Raw genomic sequence first — 20,340 nt, forward strand, 5'->3', positions numbered from 1 at the left:
TAACAAAAAAACGAATCGTTCGTCTTACTTCTATAACCGATCAAAAAAATCAATCATTTTGGAGAATATCCTAACAATTAATAACCTTACTAAAAAGTTTGGTTATCTCACTGCAGTTAAAGATTTAAGTTTTACTATCAATAAAGGTAATGTCTATGGCATTTTAGGTCCTAATGGTAGTGGAAAATCTACAACACTAGGTATTGTATTAAATGTCGTCAATAAAACTGAAGGTAACTTTCATTGGTTTGATGGCAATACCTCAACACATGATGCTTTAAAGAAAGTTGGTGCCATTATTGAACGCCCAAACTTTTATCCTTACATGACGGCGTTACAAAACTTAAAATTAGTTTGTAAAATTAAAGGTGTTGACACAAGTAAAGTTGAAGAAAAGCTAGAAGTTGTAGGTTTATTAGATCGACGAAATAGTAAATTTAGAACATTTTCTTTAGGTATGAAACAGCGTCTAGCTATTGCTTCTGCTCTATTAAACGACCCTGAAATTTTAATTTTAGATGAACCAACAAACGGTTTAGATCCACAAGGTATTCATCAAATTCGGCAAATCATTAAAGATATTGCGGCAAATGGCACTACAATTTTATTAGCATCACATTTATTAGACGAAGTAGAAAAAGTATGTTCTCATGTTGTGGTACTTAGAAAAGGTGAAAAGCTATACTCAGGGCGCGTTGACGAAATGATTAATAGTCATGGTTTTTTTGAGTTAAAAGCAGATAAACATGACGAATTAATAAAGCTATTAGAAACAGATACTTCATTTGGAAAAATAACCATAGAAGATGAAATTGTTACCGCTTTTTTAAATAATCCTATGTCTGCTTCAGAATTTAATAAACTAATGTTTAGTAAAGACATTACATTATCTCATCTTGTAAAACGTAAAGAAAGTTTAGAAGAACAATTTTTACAATTAACAGATAACTTAAACTAATATATCCTAAGCTTGTCGAAGGATCAATCAAAATATATTAATCTCTAATCAGGATTACATTAAACCAATCAAAAATGATACGTCTCGTACAATTAGAATTACAAAAACTTTTACTGAACAGAACCAGTAAAATATTAATCTTTATATCTTTTATATTACCATTTACAGTTCTTATTTTATCTTCTATAAAGATTAATGTCTTTGGCTTTTTTACATTAGAGCTTGGTGAATTAGGGATTTTTAACTTTCCTATCATTTGGCATATCACTACTTTTTTTGCATCGTATTTTAAATTCTTTTTTGCTATTGTCGTGGTGAGTATGATTGGTAATGAGTACAGCAACAAAACCTTAAAACAAAACCTAATCGATGGCTTAAGTAAAAAAGAGTTTATACTGTCAAAATTTTATACTATCGTATTCTTTTCTCTAGCAGCAACTCTGTTAATTGGTCTTGCTACATTTTTAATTGGGTTATACTATTCAAGCTATACAGAAGCTAATATTATTTTTAGAGAAGTAGATTTTCTACTCGCTTATTTTCTTAAACTCGTCGGGTTCTTTAGCTTATGTTTATTTTTCGGAATGCTTTTAAAACGTTCTGCGTTTGCATTAGCCTTTTTAGTTATATTATACCTATTAGAATGGATTATCGTAGGCATTATTACATGGCAATTTAATTACAATATTGCTGAAAAGATTCATAACTTTTTCCCATTACAATCTATGTATAAGCTTATAGATCAACCTATACAACGTATGGTCATGACTAAATTCCCTGACAAAGCAGATTTAGCTTATGATTATGCTTTACACTTCCATGAAATCGTTATTGTTTTAGGTTGGACAGCACTTTTTATCTTTTTATCGTATCGATTATTAAAAAAGCGAGATTTATAATATCTTTGGTAGCCTTGGCTATCGCAAATGAAAAAGATATATATAGCGCTATTTTTTATAACAAATTGTTACCTATTAAGTGCACAGAATGAAGCTTCATTTTGGTATTTTGGCCAACGTGCTGGTGTTCAGTTTAATGCAGTAGACGGCAGAGTTACTGCCATTACCGATGGCCAACTAAATACATTAGAGGGTTGTACCACAATTTCGGATACTAATGGTAATTTATTATTCTATTCAGATGGCATCACAGTATGGAATCGAAATCATCAAGTGATGCTAAATGGAACTGGATTAAAAGGAGATCCTTCAAGTACATCTTCTGGATTAATCGTTCCTAGGCCTCAAGATCCAGATTTTTACTATATATTCACCGTAGATGAACCGCACCATTTCAATTCTGCATCATTTCCTAATGAAACGGATGGAGATGGCATTAACGATGGTCTTACATATTCAAGAATAAATATTAATGACAATGGTGGTTTGGGAGCTGTAGAACCAACAGAAAAAAATGTTCCGCTCATAACATACGATACAACCAATCCACTTCATGTAGATTATAGATGCTCTGAAAAAATTACTGCAGTTAGAGCTGATGATTGCTCTTCGTTTTGGGTAATTACACATTTTGCAGATAGTTTTTATGCATTTAAAATTGATGAAAATGGAGTAAGTACAACCCCTGTAATATCCACAGTTGGACCCAATGTTCCACCTCAAGGTTATCGAAGAAATGCACTTGGTTATTTAAAAGCATCACCTGATGGTTCTAAATTAGCTGTGGCGCATTTTGGATTATCTACTGTTACTGCACAAGATGCTGGTGGTGGTGTTTATTTATTTGATTTTGACAATGATACTGGTACAGTTTCCAATAGTGAAGAATTATACAGTCCTCAAAATAATGACAGCCCATATGGAGTTGAATTCTCTTCCGAAAACAGGAAAGTATATGCTACTATTGGTTTAGGTATTGGAGGAAATGGTGCCAGTCAAATATTACAATGGGATTTAGAGCAAATAGATATCCCTAATTCTTTAGAAGTTATTAGTACCTCTAATACTTTAAGTGCTGGCGCATTACAATTAGGAATAGATAGACGGATTTATAGAGCACAAGTAAACTTTCAAAATTTTAATAGTACAGGACGCTATCTTGGTGTTATTAATAATCCTGAAGCTGATGGAACTGCTGTCGGTTATGATGAACAAGGACTTTTAATAGATCCTAGTGGAACTGGACAAAATTTAAGCCGTATTGGTTTACCTCCTTTTATTCAATCGTTATTTAATACGCAAATCGACATTATACAAAATGAAGTCAGTACTACAGAATTGAATCTTTGTGCAGGAGAATCTTTTACACTTACCGCTGAGAATATTGTTGGTGCAGATTATGCATGGTCTAAAGATGGTAATCCATTACCAGAAACATCTTTTGAATTGGTTGTTGACACACCTGGTTTTTATGAGGTTTTTATAGAACCTAATACAGGAGAATGTCCTATAGAAGGTAATGCAGTAGTCGGAGTTTTTGATATCCCTGTCGCAAATACAGTTACCAATATTAATATCTGTGACGATAACAATGATGATATTTCTACATTTGACTTTGTTTCTGAAACTAACCAAGTGTTAGCTAGCCAAGATTCAAATCAATTTTCTGTTAAGTATTATGAAACTTTATTAGATGCCAATGATGGTATTAATGAAATTACCTTTCCTTATGATAACAGAAATAATCCTCAACAAATCTTTGTAAGAGTAGATAATAATGATAATATCAATTGCTTTGATATTACTGATTTTACTATTACTGTTTTTAACACTCCTACTATAAATAATGTTGTTCCACAAGCGGTTTGCGATACTGAAGGTGACGTTTTAGATGGTATTGTTACTACAGATTTATCACAATTTAATGAAACACTTCTTGGGCCTCTACAAAATTTAACGACTACTATTAGTTATCATATCAATCAACAAGATGCAGATAGTGGTAATAATCCACTACCTATTAATTTTAGTAATACAACAGCTTTCTCTCAAGATATATTTGTACGCCTTGAAAATGACGCCAATTCTACATGTTTTAGTACAGCTTCTTTTACACTAACTGTAAACCCGTTACCAGAAGTAAATAATACTTCCATTTTTCAATGTGATGAAGATGGTGTACCAGATGGCATAACAGCTTTTAATATAAATGAAGTTTTTGATGATATTATTGGTGGAAGTTCAGACAGAACTGTAGATTATTATTTATCTGCAACAGATGCTATATCTGAGACAAACCCTATAAACGCTAATAACTATATTAATATAAGTAATCCCCAAATTATACACACTAGAGTTACGAATACAATTACTGGCTGCGTTAATTTTGGAGAAGTTTCTCTAGAAGTTAGTGCAACAGCATCCAATGACGCAACAATTACAGTTTGTGATGATGATGGTACTGAAGATGGATTTTTCGAATTCAATTTATCAGATGCTGATGCCGAAGTTACTGCTGGTTTACAAGCAGGATTGGATGTCGTATATTATCAAAATTTTAATGATGCGCTTTTAGAAAATAATCCATTATCTAATGCCTATATCAACACAACTCCTTTTAACGAAACTATTTTTGTTAGAGTTGAAAATGCAAATGCGTGTTTTGGTATCAACCAAGTAGAATTAGTTGTTAATGAATTACCAAATATTGAAACAGAGTTTGAGACTTTATACTGTTTAAATACGTTTCCTGAGACTATTACATTAACTGGAGGAGTTATTAATGATAATCCTAATGATTTCTTCTATGAATGGTCTACAGGAGAAACTACTTCTGAAATACAAATTAATGTTCCTGGCATATATACAGTAAGAGTTATTAATACTCTAGGCTGTTTTAAAGAACGTACCATAAATGTATTAGCATCTAATGTGGCTACAATTACAAATATTGAAGTTAGAGATGCTTCACAGAACAACACTATTGTTATTTCTGTAACTGGAGAAGGAGATTACGAATATGCCTTAGATTTTATAAATGGAATTTATCAAGATAGTAATCGATTTGAAAATGTAAGTCCCGGATTGCATACTGTGTTTGTACGTGATAAAAACAATTGTGGTATTACTGAAGAAATTGTTTCGGTAATAGGATTTCCTAAATTCTTTACCCCAAATGGAGATGGTAATAATGATTTTTGGCAAGTACAAGGTGTATCCTCTCAATTCCAACCAAATTCCATTATATATATTTTTGATCGTTATGGGAAATTACTCAAAGAACTTAGTCCTAGAGATTCTGGTTGGGATGGTATTTATAATGGTAATCTTATGCCTACAAATGATTATTGGTTCTCTGTGACTTTAGAAGATGGCAGGCAATTTTCAAGTCATTTTACGCTAAAACGTTAAGTATAAAAACTGTAACTTAGTTTTATAAAAAATCAACATTGAAATTACGATCAATTTTATTTTTCTTATTACTAATAAGTGCTTTAAAACTCTCAGCACAAGATGTATCTTTATTCCAGCAGTTTAACGGTCGGTTTGATTATTTAGCCATTGGAAATACTTTAAATCTTAATGAAAATGGCCCGTTTTCTCAATGCGAAATCACAACGAGTTCTTCTGCTACTTTACAATTACAAGACTCACAAACCGTGATTGCAGCATATTTGTATTGGGCCGGATCAGGCACTGGAGATTTTGATATCACTATTAATGAAATCCCCATAACTGCCGAACGTACTTTTAGTGATGCTTTAGATGCTGACCGAGTTTTTTTCGCAGCTTATGCAGATGTAACCTCTATTATTCAAAATCAAGGTAATGCAGAATACACCATTTCAGATTTCGATATTTCTGCAATCATAGATCCGTTTTGCCCTTCGGGCACCAATTTTGGAGGTTGGGCAATTACCGTAATTTTTGAAGATGAGACATTACCATTAAACCAACTTAATGTCTATGATGGGTTGCAAAGTGTGCCAGATTCTTTAACCATAACATTAGATAATCTTAATGTTTTAGACAATGAAGATGCAAAAATAGGTTTTATAGCTTGGGAAGGTGATGATGCCTTAGCAGTAAATGAACAACTATCTATTAATGGAAATATTATTAGCAACTTTCCCCTAAATCCTGCTAATAATGCTTTTAATGGTACCAATAGCTTTACAGGTGCTACGGATTTATATAATATGGACATCGATGTTTATAACATTCAAAACAACATCAATATTGGAGATACTTCAGCAACTATAAGCTTAACTTCTGGTCAGGATTTTGTAATGATTAACAATATAATAACTGTATTAAATAGTCAATTACCGGATGCTACTATTGTAATTAATGATGTTGTATTAGAATGTGACAGTAGACAAATTAGTATCGATTACATGGTTAATAATACCAACAGTACAGATATACTACCCCAAAACACTCCTATAGCTTTCTATGCAGGTGGTACTCTAGTTGGACAATCACAGACACTTCAAGATATTCCTATTGGAGGTAGTGAAACTAATACTATTGTAATAGATATTCCTGAATCTATTAATGAAGTTTTTAATCTTGAGATCATCGTTGATGATGATGGAACTTCTACTGGGATAATCACAGAAACTGATGAAACTAATAATAGCGCTAATACTTCTATCGAATTAATCATCGTTCCAGATATTATAATTTTACCAGGCCTTATAACCTGTAATTTAGGGTTTGAAATTGGTGAATTTAATTTAATTTCTGCTATTGAAACTGAAATAGATGTTACAACTAACTCCTTTGAATTTTATACAAGTCTTGAAGATCTAAGAAATACCATAAATCCTATTTCTTCTCCTGAAATTTTTAACAATACTACAAATCCAGAAATCATATATGTAAGGGTAGAAACCTCACTTTGTTTTGAAATTTATCAGTTTAATCTAATTGTAGAAAATTGCCCTCCCGAAATTCCTGAAGGTTTTTCACCTAATGATGATAATAGAAATGACACCTTTAATATTAGAGGTTTGTATGACATTTTCATAAATCACGAGCTCCAAATTTATAATCGACTAGGCACATTAATTTTTGAAGGCAATAATGACACTCCATGGTCTGGTTTCACCAATAGAGGATTAAATAACAGAGGTAATTTAGTCCCTGTTGGTACGTATTATTATATTTTAAACCTAAATGATTCTAATTTTAAACCTATAAATGGCTGGGTTTATGTTAATTATTAATTTTTTCAACCTCTATTTACGAACATTATCTATTAATAAGAAATACATTTAATCGACATTTTTTGCTCTTTATCTAATTTTTAACTACATTTGACGGTAATCCAATGATTTATAGTCATCTTAATAGCATCTTTAAGGGATTATACTTGTACTTAACCGCAACAAAATGAAATGGTCTAACCATATTCTAAGTATATGCCTTTGTGTAATAAGCAGCCTCACTTTTGCACAAAGAATTTCAGTAGATAACACCTTATCCGCCCAGCAGCTTATTGAAGATACTTTTTCTCAAGGTTGTGTTGAAATTTCAAATATTACATCTCCTATTAATGGTAGCTTAAGTAATTTAGGCAGCTTCGGTTATTTTCAAAGTGCTAGTTCTAATTTTCCTTTTCAAAATGGATTGGTGCTTACATCTGGTAACGCTAATTCTGCAGGAAATACAACAAATAACGATGTCTTAAATGATGGAACTATAGCTTGGGGTGGTGATACGGATTTAGAAAATATATTAGGTATTTCATCAGGAGATTTAGAAGAAACCATGAATGCTACGGTTATAGAATTCGATTTTATTTCAATTTCTAATACCGTACAATTCAATTATATTTTTGCTTCAGAAAATTACTTTGCTAATTTTCCTTGTATCGATGATTTTGTTGATGGATTTGCCTTTCTAATCAGAGAAGTCGGCACTACCGCTTATAACAATATAGCAGTAATACCAGGCACAAATATGCCAATTAGATCCAATAATGTACACGGTCAAATCGATGGGTTCTGTAATGCAGAAAATGAACAATTCTTTGATGGTAATAATCTAGGAGATACTAACTACAATGGTAGAACTGTACCATTAACCGCTACTGCAGCAATTATTCCGAATGTGCAATACCATATTAAACTAGTAATCGCTGATACTAGAGATGTCAATTTTGACTCTGCAGTATTCATTGAAGGAAATAGCTTTAATGCTGCGGTAGAATTAGGGGATGATATTACAACCTGTGCTAGTGATGTTTTACTTAATGCGAATATAAACAATGCACAGGCAAGTTATAGTTGGTTTAGAGACAATACACTATTAAACGGTGAGGTTCAATCATCATTAAATGCAACGGTATCTGGTACTTATCGTGTAGAAATAGATATTCCTCTAGCTGACTCAACCTGTACAATTACCGATGAAATAGTTATTAATTTAAGCAATACACAATCCTCAAGTACAATAACAGATATCGAAGTCTGTGATGACCAAAGTAATGATGGTGTTGATGTATTCAATATTAATTCAAAAGACAGTGAAGCAATAAACTCAGTAGCTTCAGGTGGTAATTATGTAGTATCTTATCATATTTCCGAAACAGATGCACAAAATAATAACAACCCTATTTCAGGGAACTATACCAATACAAGTAATCCGCAAACCATTTTTGTAAGAATTGAAGATGTGGATAATGGTTGTTTGGCCTTTAATGATTTTCAACTTATGGTAAATCCTAGGCCTACAATTACTCAACCTGCTACACTTCTAGTCTGTGATGACCAAGTCGCTGATGGCTTTACTGAAATTGATTTAAATCAGGTTAATGATGAAATTACTAATGGACAATCTAATCTGCAAGTTACCTATCACTTTACACAATCTGATGCTGATATGGGGATTAACATTATCCCTATGCCTTATGTAAATACAAGCCCAAATGATATGGTCTTTGTAAGTGTAATAAATCCTCAAACGGGTTGTAGAAGTACAACTACTTTAGATATTAGTCTATTAGAGAACCCAGTTATTGCTAATCAACAAAATTATTATATTGATGCTTGTGATCAAGATAGAGATGGCTTTGCTAATTTTGATATTACTAGCGTAGAAGCTGATATTTTAAATGGATTAACTGGCGTGTCGATAACCTATCACGAAAACGAACAAGATGCACTTAGTGGATCTAATCCAATTGCTGACCCTACTAATTATGCAAACACCACAATTGAAGAACAAATTGTATTTATCCGAGTTATTGATCCTAATACAGGTTGTGTGTCAATTGCACCAATAGAAATTCATTCTAATCTACTACTTACAGGAACCAATATCTTAGATTTTTCACTTTGTGATATTGATAATGATGGAGTTGAAGCCTTTAGTTTTTTAAGTATTCAAGATATTATTGTTTTTGACATTCCTGATCTAGATGTTACATTTTATGAATCAGAGAGTGATCGAGATAATGGTGTAAACCCTATTGACGAATCTGCAGACTACTTTCCAACTAGCAATCCACAAACAATATATATATCAATAAGTAGTCCTACATGTACCGAAATATCAGAATTCGATTTAATATTAAATGAAATACAAACCTTTCCACCTATTGGTCCACAAGTGGTTTGCGATGAAGATCAAGATGGATTTACAACTATAGATTTAACACAATTTGATCAGCAGTTGTTTGAAAATCAATCTGGTTTTGATGTTGCATACTTTGGATCTCAAGCAGATGCAGAGAATAACTTAAATCAACTCCCAGCATTTTATAATAACATCTCTAATCCATTTACTGTTTATGCAAGGGTGCGTTCTAGCACATCCTTTTGTGCTGATGTTACAAGTTTTGAAGTCGAAGTGGTAGATGCTCCTATAGTCAATGTTCCATCTCCTATTATACAATGTGATGATGATCAGGATGGCTTTTTCATTATTAATTTAGAAGATAGAAATAATGAAATGATCGGAAATACTCCAGACAGAAGCATTACCTTTTTTAATACTCAAGATGATGCAGATGCTAATACTAATTCAATTTCTAATCCACAAACTTATAATGCGCAAACTGAAGATGTTTTTGCCAGAATAGAAAATACAATAACAGGATGCTTTGTTACGCAGTCATTATCAATAATTCTAAATACGCTTCCTGAGCTTACTACAATCACAGATTTTAGAATTTGTGAAAATGATACGGATAATGTTGGTGATTTTATACTAAGTACTAAAGATGCTGAAATTTTAAATGGTGAAACAGATAAACAAGTCTTTTATTTTCTTAATGAAAATGATGCAAATAATGGCAATAATCCTATAGATAAGTTTTCAAGTTTTCAAAACACATCTAATCCACAAGAGATATTTGTACGTGTCGAGAATGATACTGACCCTGATTGTTTTGGCGTATCTTCATTTTTATTAGAAGTAGGAACTAATCCACCTTTTAATGAACCTACGGATCTTTTTATCTGTGATGACATGTCTAATGATACTTTTGAAACTATCGATTTAGATACTATAGCTACTCAGGTAACTGATGGTATTACTGAAAGCTTGGAGGTAACATTTTATACCACATTAGAAGATGCCGAAGCAAGTACAAATGCAGTATCCTCTGAGTTCACCAATACTTCTAATCCACAAGAAGTATTTGTACAGATTAGTAATGGTAGTAATTGTACATCGATTACATCTTTTATTATCAATGTAATTCCTGTGCCAATGGTTACTGATCCTGAACCATTTGAACAATGTGATGTTAACTTTGATGGTAGAGTAAATTGGGATTTAACAGACTCTGAAGTTAATATTTTAGATGTAAGACAAGAAAATATTTCTGTTTCCTATTTTGAAACACTAGAAGAGGCAGAATTAGATGCAAATCCAATTGCTGATCCTGAAAATTTTGAGAATTTTTCTAATCCTCAGACCGTATATATAAAAGTAATCAATACAATCTCTAATTGTCCTGTAGTCCTTCCTATTGAGCTCATTATTAATTTACCGCCAAGCTTTAATGATTTTTCTAGTTATGAGATCTGTGATAATAGTGGTAACAGTTTCGACTTAAATATTATAAACGATGTTATTGTTGATAACACACAAGATAGAACTATTAGTTATTTCTCAACACTTCAAGATGCAACGAATCAAACCAATGTTTTAGATACAAATTACACCTATCAAACTACTAACGACACCATTCATATTAGAATTGAAAATACGGTTACAGGTTGTGTATTTATTTATCCTTTTCAATTAGTTGTAAATCCATTACCAATCGCTAATACTCCAAATGATATTGTGTTCTGTGATGACAATTTTGACGGCTTTTTAGATATTGATTTAGAAGAACAAACTGCTGCTATTTTAGGCACACAGAGTAATGCTATTTTTGCGGTCACCTATCATAATAGTCTAGATGATGCCAATGCATCTAATGATGCTTTATCTAGTCCATATACAACTAGTGATAATGAAACCATATATGCTAGAGTGACAAATACACAAACCTCATGCTTTAGTACCACATCATTCAATACTATTATTAACCCATTACCTCTAACGGATATACCAGATCAAACGATTTGCCCGGAGAATTTCCCATTAGTAGTTAGTGCTGAAACTGGCTTTACTGATGATACTTATTTATGGTCAACAGGTGAAACAACTCCTGAAATTGAAATTACAGAAATTGGCACTTACGATGTCACCGTAACAACCATTAGTGGATGCTCAGTAACAAGTATATTTAATGTTATAGAATCTGAACCTGCAAATATAGATGTAGTTGAAGTCGTTGATTTTTCTGACCCAAATAATGTAACAATAACTGTTACTGGTATTGGAGATTACATCTATCAACTTGATGATTTTGAACCTCAGGAGTCTAATTTCTTTGAAAATGTTGGTTTAGGATTTCATACGCTAACCATAATAGATGTTAATGGTTGTGCTTCAGTAACCAGAGAAATTTTAGTTATTGACGCGCCAAAATTCTTCACACCAAATAATGATGGAGATTTTGACACTTGGCATATTGTTGGCGTAGAAACTCTACCTGGTACCATTGTCAATATTTTTGATCGTTACGGGAAATTACTAAAACAACTCTCATTTAACTCTAGAGGTTGGAATGGTATGTACAATGGTAGCCTAATGCCAGCTACAGATTATTGGTTCTCAGCTGATGTGCGGCGAGGTGACATCGCTTTTACAGTTAAAGGTCATTTTGCATTAAGACGTTAATTTTTAAAGCTTTTATTACGTTTTTCTTTGTCGTAAATTTGCTAAATGCAATTTAATATTGAGTCCGAGTTTAAACCTACTGGTGATCAACCACAAGCCATTGCACAATTAGCAGATGGCATTACTAATAATGAAGCTTACCAGACTTTATTAGGCGTTACAGGTTCTGGTAAAACCTTTACCATAGCTAATGTCATTAAAGAAGTACAACGGCCAACACTTGTTTTAGCACACAACAAAACTTTAGCTGCTCAATTGTATTCTGAGTTTAAACAGTTTTTTCCTGACAATGCTGTAGAGTACTTTGTTTCTTATTATGATTATTACCAGCCCGAAGCTTACATACCAGTTTCCGGGGTTTATATAGAAAAAGATTTATCTATTAATGAAGAAATTGAGAAGATGCGCTTAAGCACTACTTCTTCCCTACTTTCTGGTCGTAGAGATGTATTAGTGGTTGCTTCTGTATCTTGTTTGTATGGTATTGGTAATCCTGCTGAGTTTCAAAAAAATGTAATTACACTTAAACGCGATCAGCAAATTTCAAGAACAAAATTGTTACATCAGCTTGTACAGAGTTTATATGCGCGTACTGAAGCTGAATTTAAAAACGGAAATTTTAGAATTAAAGGAGATACTGTAGATATATTTCCTGGTTATGCAGATAACGCCTTTAGGATTCATTTTTTTGGAGATGAGATCGAAGCCATTGAAGCTTTTGATGCTCAGACCAATGAGATTATTGAAACTTATGACCGTTTAAATATCTATCCGGCAAATATGTTTGTCACCTCGCCTGATATCTTAAATAATGCTATTAAAGGCATTCAAGATGACTTGGTAAAACAACATGATTATTTCAAAGAAATAGGCAAACACCTTGAGGCTAAACGCTTAAAAGAACGTACTGAATTTGATTTAGAGATGATACGCGAGTTAGGGTATTGTTCTGGTATAGAAAACTATTCTAGATATTTAGATGGTAGAGCTCCAGGCACACGTCCTTTCTGTTTGCTAGATTATTTTCCTGATGATTATTTAATGGTCGTCGATGAAAGTCATGTTACAATTTCTCAAGTACATGCCATGTACGGCGGAGATAGAAGCAGAAAAGAGAACTTGGTAGAATACGGTTTTCGTTTGCCAGCTGCTATGGATAATAGACCCTTAAAGTTTGAAGAGTTTGAAGCCCTCCAAAATCAAGTGATTTATGTTTCTGCAACTCCTGCCGATTACGAAATGCAAAAAACAGATGGTATTTATGTAGAGCAAGTGATTAGACCTACAGGGTTATTAGATCCGATTATTGAGGTCAGACCTAGTCTAAATCAAATAGATGATTTAATTGAAGAAATACAAATTAGAGTTGAAAAAGACGAACGTACACTTGTAACCACTTTAACCAAAAGAATGGCCGAAGAGTTAGTAAAATATTTAACTCGCATTTCTATTCGTTGTCGTTACATCCATAGTGATGTTGATACACTTGAACGGGTTGAAATTATGCAAGATTTACGAAAAGGTATTTTTGATGTACTAGTAGGTGTCAATTTACTACGTGAAGGTTTAGATTTACCCGAAGTATCCTTAGTAGCAATATTAGATGCAGACAAAGAAGGCTTTCTACGTTCAACACGTTCTTTAACGCAAACCGTAGGTAGAGCGGCTAGAAACCTCAATGGAAAAGCCATAATGTATGCCGATAAAATTACTAAAAGCATGCAAAAAACTATTGATGAAACCAATTACCGACGTGAAAAACAAATTGCATATAATACAGAACACAATATTGTACCTAAAGCATTAAATAAAAGTTTAGATAGTGCATTAGCTAAAAATTCGGTGAGCACATATAGGACAGAATTAGATGCCAAAATTGCTGCAGAACCTGAAAGCGAATATTTAACCAAGAGTCAGTTAGAAGTCAAAATTCGTGAAAAACGAAAACTTATGGAAACTGCTGCCAAAGCATTAGATTTTATGGAAGCTGCAAAATACAGAGATGAAATAACTGCTTATCAAACTAAGCTTGAAAAATTAAAAGTGAAATAATTGTTGGCTGTTGGCTGTTGGCTGTTGGCTGTTGGCTGTTGGTAAAAAAATACAAAAGTATAACTCATCTAAACATCTAAACATCTAAACATCTAAACAAAACTAATTATACTGAACTTTAAAGATATCTATTAAAAAATCTGGTGGTACAATTTTATTAGGAAAACTCTCCATTAAATCTAAAACACGACTTATAGATTCATGACTTAAGCCCATGCGTAATCCAAAATTATGAATTTTAGCCAATTGCTTACCATTCATATTTTCTCCAATATTCATTAATAAAACTAAACGATGAAATTGTACAATACGCTCACTAAATGATTTTAGGTGAACATAAGTTACAGGGTGTTGAAATAGATAATCAAAATCTTCTTGAGATATTTCTAATTGCTTTGCTACTCCTAATAAAAAATTATATTCAATAGATTTTATACTTTCATCTATCTGAGCAAAAGCAATCATTTCAGAAAGTAAACTAAGTTTCTCTACACGATTTATCATCTTCAGAATAAGGGATTAATTAATTACCTCAAAGTTAAAAAGATGTGTTTAAAAATAATCGTAGTTATAATGTAACTCATCGAAAAATAGAGCGTATTTTATCGGGTTTTTTAGTCTCTAAAAATCATTTTGTTAAATGAAAACATCGTTTTTTAATTATTAAATTTATTTATCATAAATAATATATAAATTATTAATCAACTGATTACAAGAACTTTAAATTTTATTTTTTGTTTTCATATGAATCAAAAAAGCTGTTTTAGTCATAGATTTTTACCAAAAGAAATTAACATTTATTAAAAATTCAAATTTTAAAAAATAAGTTTCCTACTTTCGCAATCAAATCATATTTGTATGGGATTAACTAATAACGATATTTTTAAAAAACTACGTGTTGCGCATAAATTAAGAGATACTGATATTGTAGATATATTGGCTTTGGTTGATTTTAGAATTTCTAAAAGTGAAATTAATTCATTTTTTAGAAATGAAAACCATCCCAAATATGTAGAATGCGGAGACCAAATTTTAAGAAATTTCTTAAATGGACTAGTTATTCATTTACGTGGTCCATTACCTAAAAAAGAGCAGAAGCCTCAAACTAAAAAAGATTCAAAAACATAAAAAAGCTCCTAAAATTCAGGAGCTTTTTTTATTATTAATAAATTATACTAAGTCTTAAATATTATTTTTAGACCTTAAATCTGTTATATAATTAGCCAAAATTGTTAAATCCTCTAAGCTTTCATTACTCAACTTATTTTCTTTTATAAAAGTTTTAATTTGAGAAGCTTCTTTTGGAAACATTTTCTTTATTGCTCTATTCTTTGTTGTTAATAGAAATAACTTATCATTATCTAACAGGTAATAAACTTTATTTTTTTCTAATTTAATCTCCCGAGATAATAAAGTATTATGATATTTTTTTCTTTTTTTGATAGGTGTCAATTCATAATTACTTCTAGTTAGAATATTATAATTATAGGTGTAATCATCAATTATAAAATATGAAGTGTACGTATTTCCATCGTCACCAATATAAGATTTAGCTTGGTAAGTAAGGTCAGAATCTATAAATCTAATACTTAAATCACCATCTCTCTTAAGCCGATAAATTTTGTCATTAGCTTTTATCTCTATAATACCTTCAAAGACATTATATCTTGCTGTAACAGGTTTTACACTCCCATTAATAGATAAATCCGCTTGTTGCCATTTTAAATCGTCTGATGCTTCGATTGCTTTTACAAGTCTATTTTCATATCTTACACTTGGCGATGGCCCCGATGTCTCGTTTGCATTTGAAAATCCCCTACTGTAAGACAGTTGTGCATAACTAAAATTAACAGTTAAAAAAAAAGAGAAAATAAATGTATAGAATTTCATAGTAACAAGTATTAGATTAAATATTTCTATTTAATAAAGTTAATAAATAATTGATTTCATTAAAGATACATCAAAAACTATACCACTCAATTATATGTTGTTAATTTATCTAGAATTTAAAAATCATGATTTTGATAGTGATATGAAATACTCAAAAAAAAGCCCCTAAAATTTAGGAGCTTTTCTCTATTTATATAATAAAAATACTTATGCTAATACAGTTTGTACTTTATCTGCAGCTTCTTGAAATTCTGTTGCACTCATAACATCTAAACCAGAATTATCTATCAGCTCTTTTGCAATATCTGCATTGGTTCCTTGTAAGCGTACTATAATAGGCACATCAATATTACCCATGTTTTTATAAGCATCTATAACACCTTGTGCCACACGATCACAACGTACAATACCACCAAAAATATTAATCAAAATAGCTTTAACTGCTGGATCTTTTAATATAATTTTAAATGCCGCTTCTACTCTAGCTGCATCTGCTGTACCACCAACATCTAAAAAGTTAGCTGGTTCACCACCGGCTTGCTTAATTAAATCCATAGTAGCCATAGCCAAACCTGCTCCATTAACCATACAACCAACATTACCGTCTAGGTCTACATAATTTAAACCTAAAGCTCCAGCTTCTACTTCAATTTGGTTTTCTTCACGCAAATCGCGCATTTCAGCCAAATCTTTATGTCTATATAATGCGTTATCATCTAAGGTAACTTTAGCATCAACCGCCATTATTTTATTATCACTTGTCTTTAATACAGGGTTAATTTCAAACAATGAAGAATCTGATTCTACATAGGCTCTATACAATGCCGACACAAATTTTGTCATATCTTTAAATGCAGCTCCAGATAATCCTAAGTTAAAAGCGATTTTACGTGCCTGAAACCCTAAAAGACCACTAGCAGGATCGATCTCTTCAGTAAATATTAAATGTGGAGTTTCTTCAGCAACAGTTTCAATATCCATACCACCTTCTGTAGAGTACATTATCATATTACGACCATTAGCACGATTTAGTAATACAGACATATAAAACTCACTCGTTTCAGTTTCTCCTGGATAATATACGTCTTCAGCTACTAATACTTGATGTACACGTTTTCCTTCTGCCGAAGTTTGTGGTGTTACCAAATCCATACCAATAATTTGATCCGATATAGATTTAACTTCTTCTAAATTCTTAGCGAGTTTAACTCCACCTCCTTTTCCACGACCACCAGCATGAACTTGCGCTTTAATCACATGCCATCCAGTACCTGTTTCTTCTGTTAATTTTTCAGCAGCTGCAACTGCTTCATCTGCATTTTGAGCAACAATACCACGTTGGATACGTACACCAAAACTACTTAATAATTCTTTTCCTTGATATTCGTGTAAATTCATTATGAATTGAAATTTAATATGATCATTTTAAGCGTCTATATTATGCTTAAAATTTTAATGTTGCAAAAATAAGCATCCTAAAGCGTATCTCAAATACTTTTTAAATTAGAATAATGCTTTTTATATTAACTTTAGTATTTGTCTGGTTTTCAAAAAATTCATTACATGATTAATTTATTGCTGTTAAATAATTAACAATATGTTTAAAATGTGCAAGAATCTATTCTATTTCTTTATTAAGTATCATTAAAAAAATACATTTGTAAAAAAATTATTCATGCGTAATACTCAACTATTAAAAATAGCTAAAGACTTCGGCAGTCCTGTTTATGTATATAATGCTGATACTATTGTTAGACAATACAATCGTTTAACATCAGCGTTTAGTAAGGTTAAACAATTAAAACTCAATTATGCTGCTAAAGCTTTATCCAATATATCTATATTAAAATTATTTAACAGCTTAGACTCTGGTATAGATACGGTATCTATACAAGAAGTACAACTAGGCCTTAAAGCGGGTTTTAAGCCAGAAAAGATAATCTTCACACCAAATGGAGTATCGCTCGAAGAGATTGAGAACGTTGCAAAACTTGGAGTGCAAATTAATATCGATAACCTTTCTATACTAGAACAATTTGGAACAAAACATCCAAACATTCCTGTGTGCATACGTATAAATCCTCATGTTATGGCTGGTGGAAATACCAATATTTCTGTAGGCCATATTGATAGTAAATTTGGGATTTCTATTCACCAAATGCCACTTTTATTACGTATTGTAGAGAACACAAATATGAATATTAATGGTATTCATATGCATACAGGTAGTGATATTTTAGATATCGATGTCTTCTTGTACGCTAGCGAGATTTTATTTGAAACCGCTAAAAATTTTAAAGATTTAGAGTTTATCGATTTTGGATCAGGTTTTAAAGTACCATACAATACCGGAGATATTGAAACTAATATTGAAGAACTAGGAGAAAAACTAGGTACCCGCTTTAACGAATTTTGTAAAACCTATGGAAGACAATTAACATTGGCCTTTGAACCTGGTAAATTTTTAGTTAGTGAGTCTGGTGTATTTTTAGTTAATGTTAACGTGGTAAAACAAACTACCTCAACTGTTTTTGCACAAGTCGATTCGGGATTTAATCATTTAATTCGCCCAATGTTATATGGCTCTCAACACGAAATTGTAAACATTTCAAATCCTAAAGGTAGAGAACGTTTTTATTCTGTGGTTGGTTATATCTGTGAAACCGATACGTTTGCAAACAATAGACGTATTAACGAAATCAATGAAGGAGATATCCTAGCTTTTAAAAATGCAGGTGCTTATTGTTACTCAATGGCGAGCAATTATAACTCGCGATACAGACCTGCTGAAGTACTTATACTCAATGGTGAAGCGCATCTAATAAGAAAACGTGAAACTTTTGAAGATATCTTAAACAATCAAATTGAAATAGATGTTTCTATAAAAGAAAAAGTTACAGCTTAAATAAAAAAGCGTTTCAACATATTGAAGCGCTTTTTTTATACCTTTAAGTTTTTCAAAAACCACTAAGTCAAATAAATAACTTCTATAAAATCAACCTGTATATTATGAAAAAAACAATTTTAATTCCGAGCTTAGCTATCTTCATCGGACTACATAGCTGTAAAGAGCAACCAAAAGAAACTACAATTGAACCCGAAGTTGAAGTCGTTACTTCATCTAAACCTCAAATACAACACACATTAACCACAGAACAAACACATAACAAATTTAGTAACTCTATTCCACCTGTATTAACAGTAAAATCTGGTGCTGTGATTGAAGCCTTTACCAAAGAAGCTAGTGATGGACAATTCAACCTAAATTCTACGATTGAAGCTCTAGACGCTTTAGACTTTGAGCCTATTCATCCACTAACAGGACCAGTATATGTAGAAGACGCACAACCCGGTGATGTACTAAAAGTGACACTTCACACCATTGAATTAGGTGATTGGGGTTGGAATGCTATTTTACCAGGTTTTGGATTTTTAGTAGACGACATTAATGTTAAATATTTAAAGTTATATGAATTAGAAAAAGATAAAACCGAAGTCACCTTTAAAAATGACATCAAATTGCAATTAAATCCTTTTCCAGGTGTTATGGGAGTGGCACCAGATACTGACGAATTATTAAGTACTATTCCTCCACGTGCAAATGGTGGTAATATGGATGATCCTAATATGAGTGAAGGCACAGTGATGTATTTTCCAGTATTTGTAGAAGGAGGTTTATTTTCTATTGGTGACGGACATGCGGTTCAAGGCTTAGGAGAAGTTTGTGGCACTGCTATTGAAACATCGCTTCGAATCGTTTATGAAATTGAATTACTTAAAGACAAATCCATTAAAGAACCTCAATACGAAACCGATGAGTATTACGCTACGACAGGCTTTGCGCCTACGTTAGATGAAGCTGCTAAAAAAGCAACTTTATACATGGTTAATTATTTAGAAGCTAATCACGATTTAACTACTGAAGAAGCTTATGCGCTTTGCTCATTAGCAGGAGACTTACAAATCGCCGAAGTAGTAGATCTACCAAACATGTTGGTAACAATGCATATGAAAAAATCTATTTTAAATATGAAATAAAATTACACTCAAGATGTCAGTTCGAGTGTTTTGTGTCATGTTGAGCGCAGTCGAAACAAAGCAAAACATATCGAAAACTAATGAACTACCCCGACATAGCACGTCGAGGAATTCTATAGATTAAACAGCTTTTAAATTGGCACCCCTAAAGTCCCCTCAGGGGGACATTATAAATAAACGTGTTAAGAACCTGTCCCCTTGAGGGGACTTTAGGGGTGTTTTAATAATTTTATCTTTAAAGAAACATAAATAGAA

At 32.1% G+C, this 20,340-nt stretch carries 11 protein-coding genes and 1 pseudogene; 9 read left to right on the forward strand and 3 right to left on the reverse strand.

What is annotated here, in order from left to right; genetic code table 11:
* The first annotated feature begins 58 nt into the window (after positions 1–58).
* The 6 genes from K8Z87_RS11690 to uvrB all read left to right on the forward strand — a co-directional run bounded on the left by K8Z87_RS11690 (position 59) and on the right by uvrB (position 14,157).
* Positions 59–958: an ABC transporter ATP-binding protein gene (locus tag K8Z87_RS11690; protein WP_227477749.1), complete on the forward strand. Its 900-nt coding sequence runs from the start codon at positions 59–61 to the stop codon at positions 956–958.
* 74 nt (positions 959–1,032) lie between these two features.
* A complete protein-coding gene (locus K8Z87_RS11695; RefSeq protein ID WP_227477750.1) occupies positions 1,033–1,857 on the forward strand; it encodes an ABC transporter permease in 825 nt (274 codons plus the stop codon).
* A gap of 27 nt (positions 1,858–1,884) precedes the next feature.
* Positions 1,885–5,268, forward strand: coding sequence for a T9SS type B sorting domain-containing protein (locus K8Z87_RS11700; RefSeq protein ID WP_227477751.1), 3,384 nt, complete (start codon positions 1,885–1,887; stop codon positions 5,266–5,268).
* 38 nt (positions 5,269–5,306) lie between these two features.
* Positions 5,307–7,088 (forward strand): gliding motility-associated C-terminal domain-containing protein, encoded by a 1,782-nt coding sequence (locus tag K8Z87_RS11705; protein ID WP_227477752.1) that lies wholly within the window; start codon positions 5,307–5,309, stop codon positions 7,086–7,088.
* A gap of 166 nt (positions 7,089–7,254) precedes the next feature.
* The gene (locus K8Z87_RS11710; protein ID WP_227477753.1) at positions 7,255–12,105 is read left to right on the forward strand and encodes a T9SS type B sorting domain-containing protein; all 4,851 of its coding nucleotides are present in this window, start codon (positions 7,255–7,257) and stop codon (positions 12,103–12,105) included.
* Positions 12,106–12,150: 45 nt separating this feature from the next.
* Positions 12,151–14,157, forward strand: coding sequence for an excinuclease ABC subunit UvrB (uvrB, locus tag K8Z87_RS11715; RefSeq protein WP_227477754.1), 2,007 nt, complete (start codon positions 12,151–12,153; stop codon positions 14,155–14,157).
* Between the two features lie 102 nt (positions 14,158–14,259).
* On the opposite strand, the gene K8Z87_RS11720 is transcribed toward uvrB, so the two are convergent.
* Entirely contained in the window at positions 14,260–14,661 is a 402-nt protein-coding gene (locus K8Z87_RS11720) for a TerB family tellurite resistance protein (RefSeq protein ID WP_227477755.1), read from the reverse strand.
* A 354-nt stretch (positions 14,662–15,015) separates the two neighbouring features.
* Here K8Z87_RS11720 and K8Z87_RS11725 point away from each other — a divergent pair, with 354 nt between their 5' ends.
* Positions 15,016–15,285, forward strand: coding sequence for a DUF1456 family protein (locus K8Z87_RS11725; RefSeq protein WP_227477756.1), 270 nt, complete (start codon positions 15,016–15,018; stop codon positions 15,283–15,285).
* 54 nt (positions 15,286–15,339) lie between these two features.
* On the opposite strand, the gene K8Z87_RS11730 is transcribed toward K8Z87_RS11725, so the two are convergent.
* A complete protein-coding gene (locus K8Z87_RS11730; RefSeq protein ID WP_227477757.1) occupies positions 15,340–16,047 on the reverse strand; it encodes a hypothetical protein in 708 nt (235 codons plus the stop codon).
* A 207-nt stretch (positions 16,048–16,254) separates the two neighbouring features.
* Positions 16,255–17,445, reverse strand: coding sequence for an ADP-forming succinate--CoA ligase subunit beta (gene sucC, locus K8Z87_RS11735; RefSeq protein ID WP_227477758.1), 1,191 nt, complete (start codon positions 17,443–17,445; stop codon positions 16,255–16,257).
* A gap of 274 nt (positions 17,446–17,719) precedes the next feature.
* Between sucC and lysA the strand changes: the two are divergent.
* Both lysA and K8Z87_RS11745 read left to right on the forward strand, forming a co-directional pair.
* Positions 17,720–18,952, forward strand: a pseudogene (gene lysA, locus K8Z87_RS11740) (diaminopimelate decarboxylase); the annotation flags it as partial.
* Positions 18,953–19,056: 104 nt separating this feature from the next.
* A complete protein-coding gene (locus tag K8Z87_RS11745) occupies positions 19,057–20,085 on the forward strand; it encodes an acetamidase/formamidase family protein (RefSeq protein WP_227477760.1) in 1,029 nt (342 codons plus the stop codon).
* Positions 20,086–20,340: the final 255 nt, after the last annotated feature.

This window comes from Winogradskyella immobilis (genome assembly GCF_021887715.1).
Lineage (GTDB): Bacteria > Bacteroidota > Bacteroidia > Flavobacteriales > Flavobacteriaceae > Winogradskyella > Winogradskyella immobilis.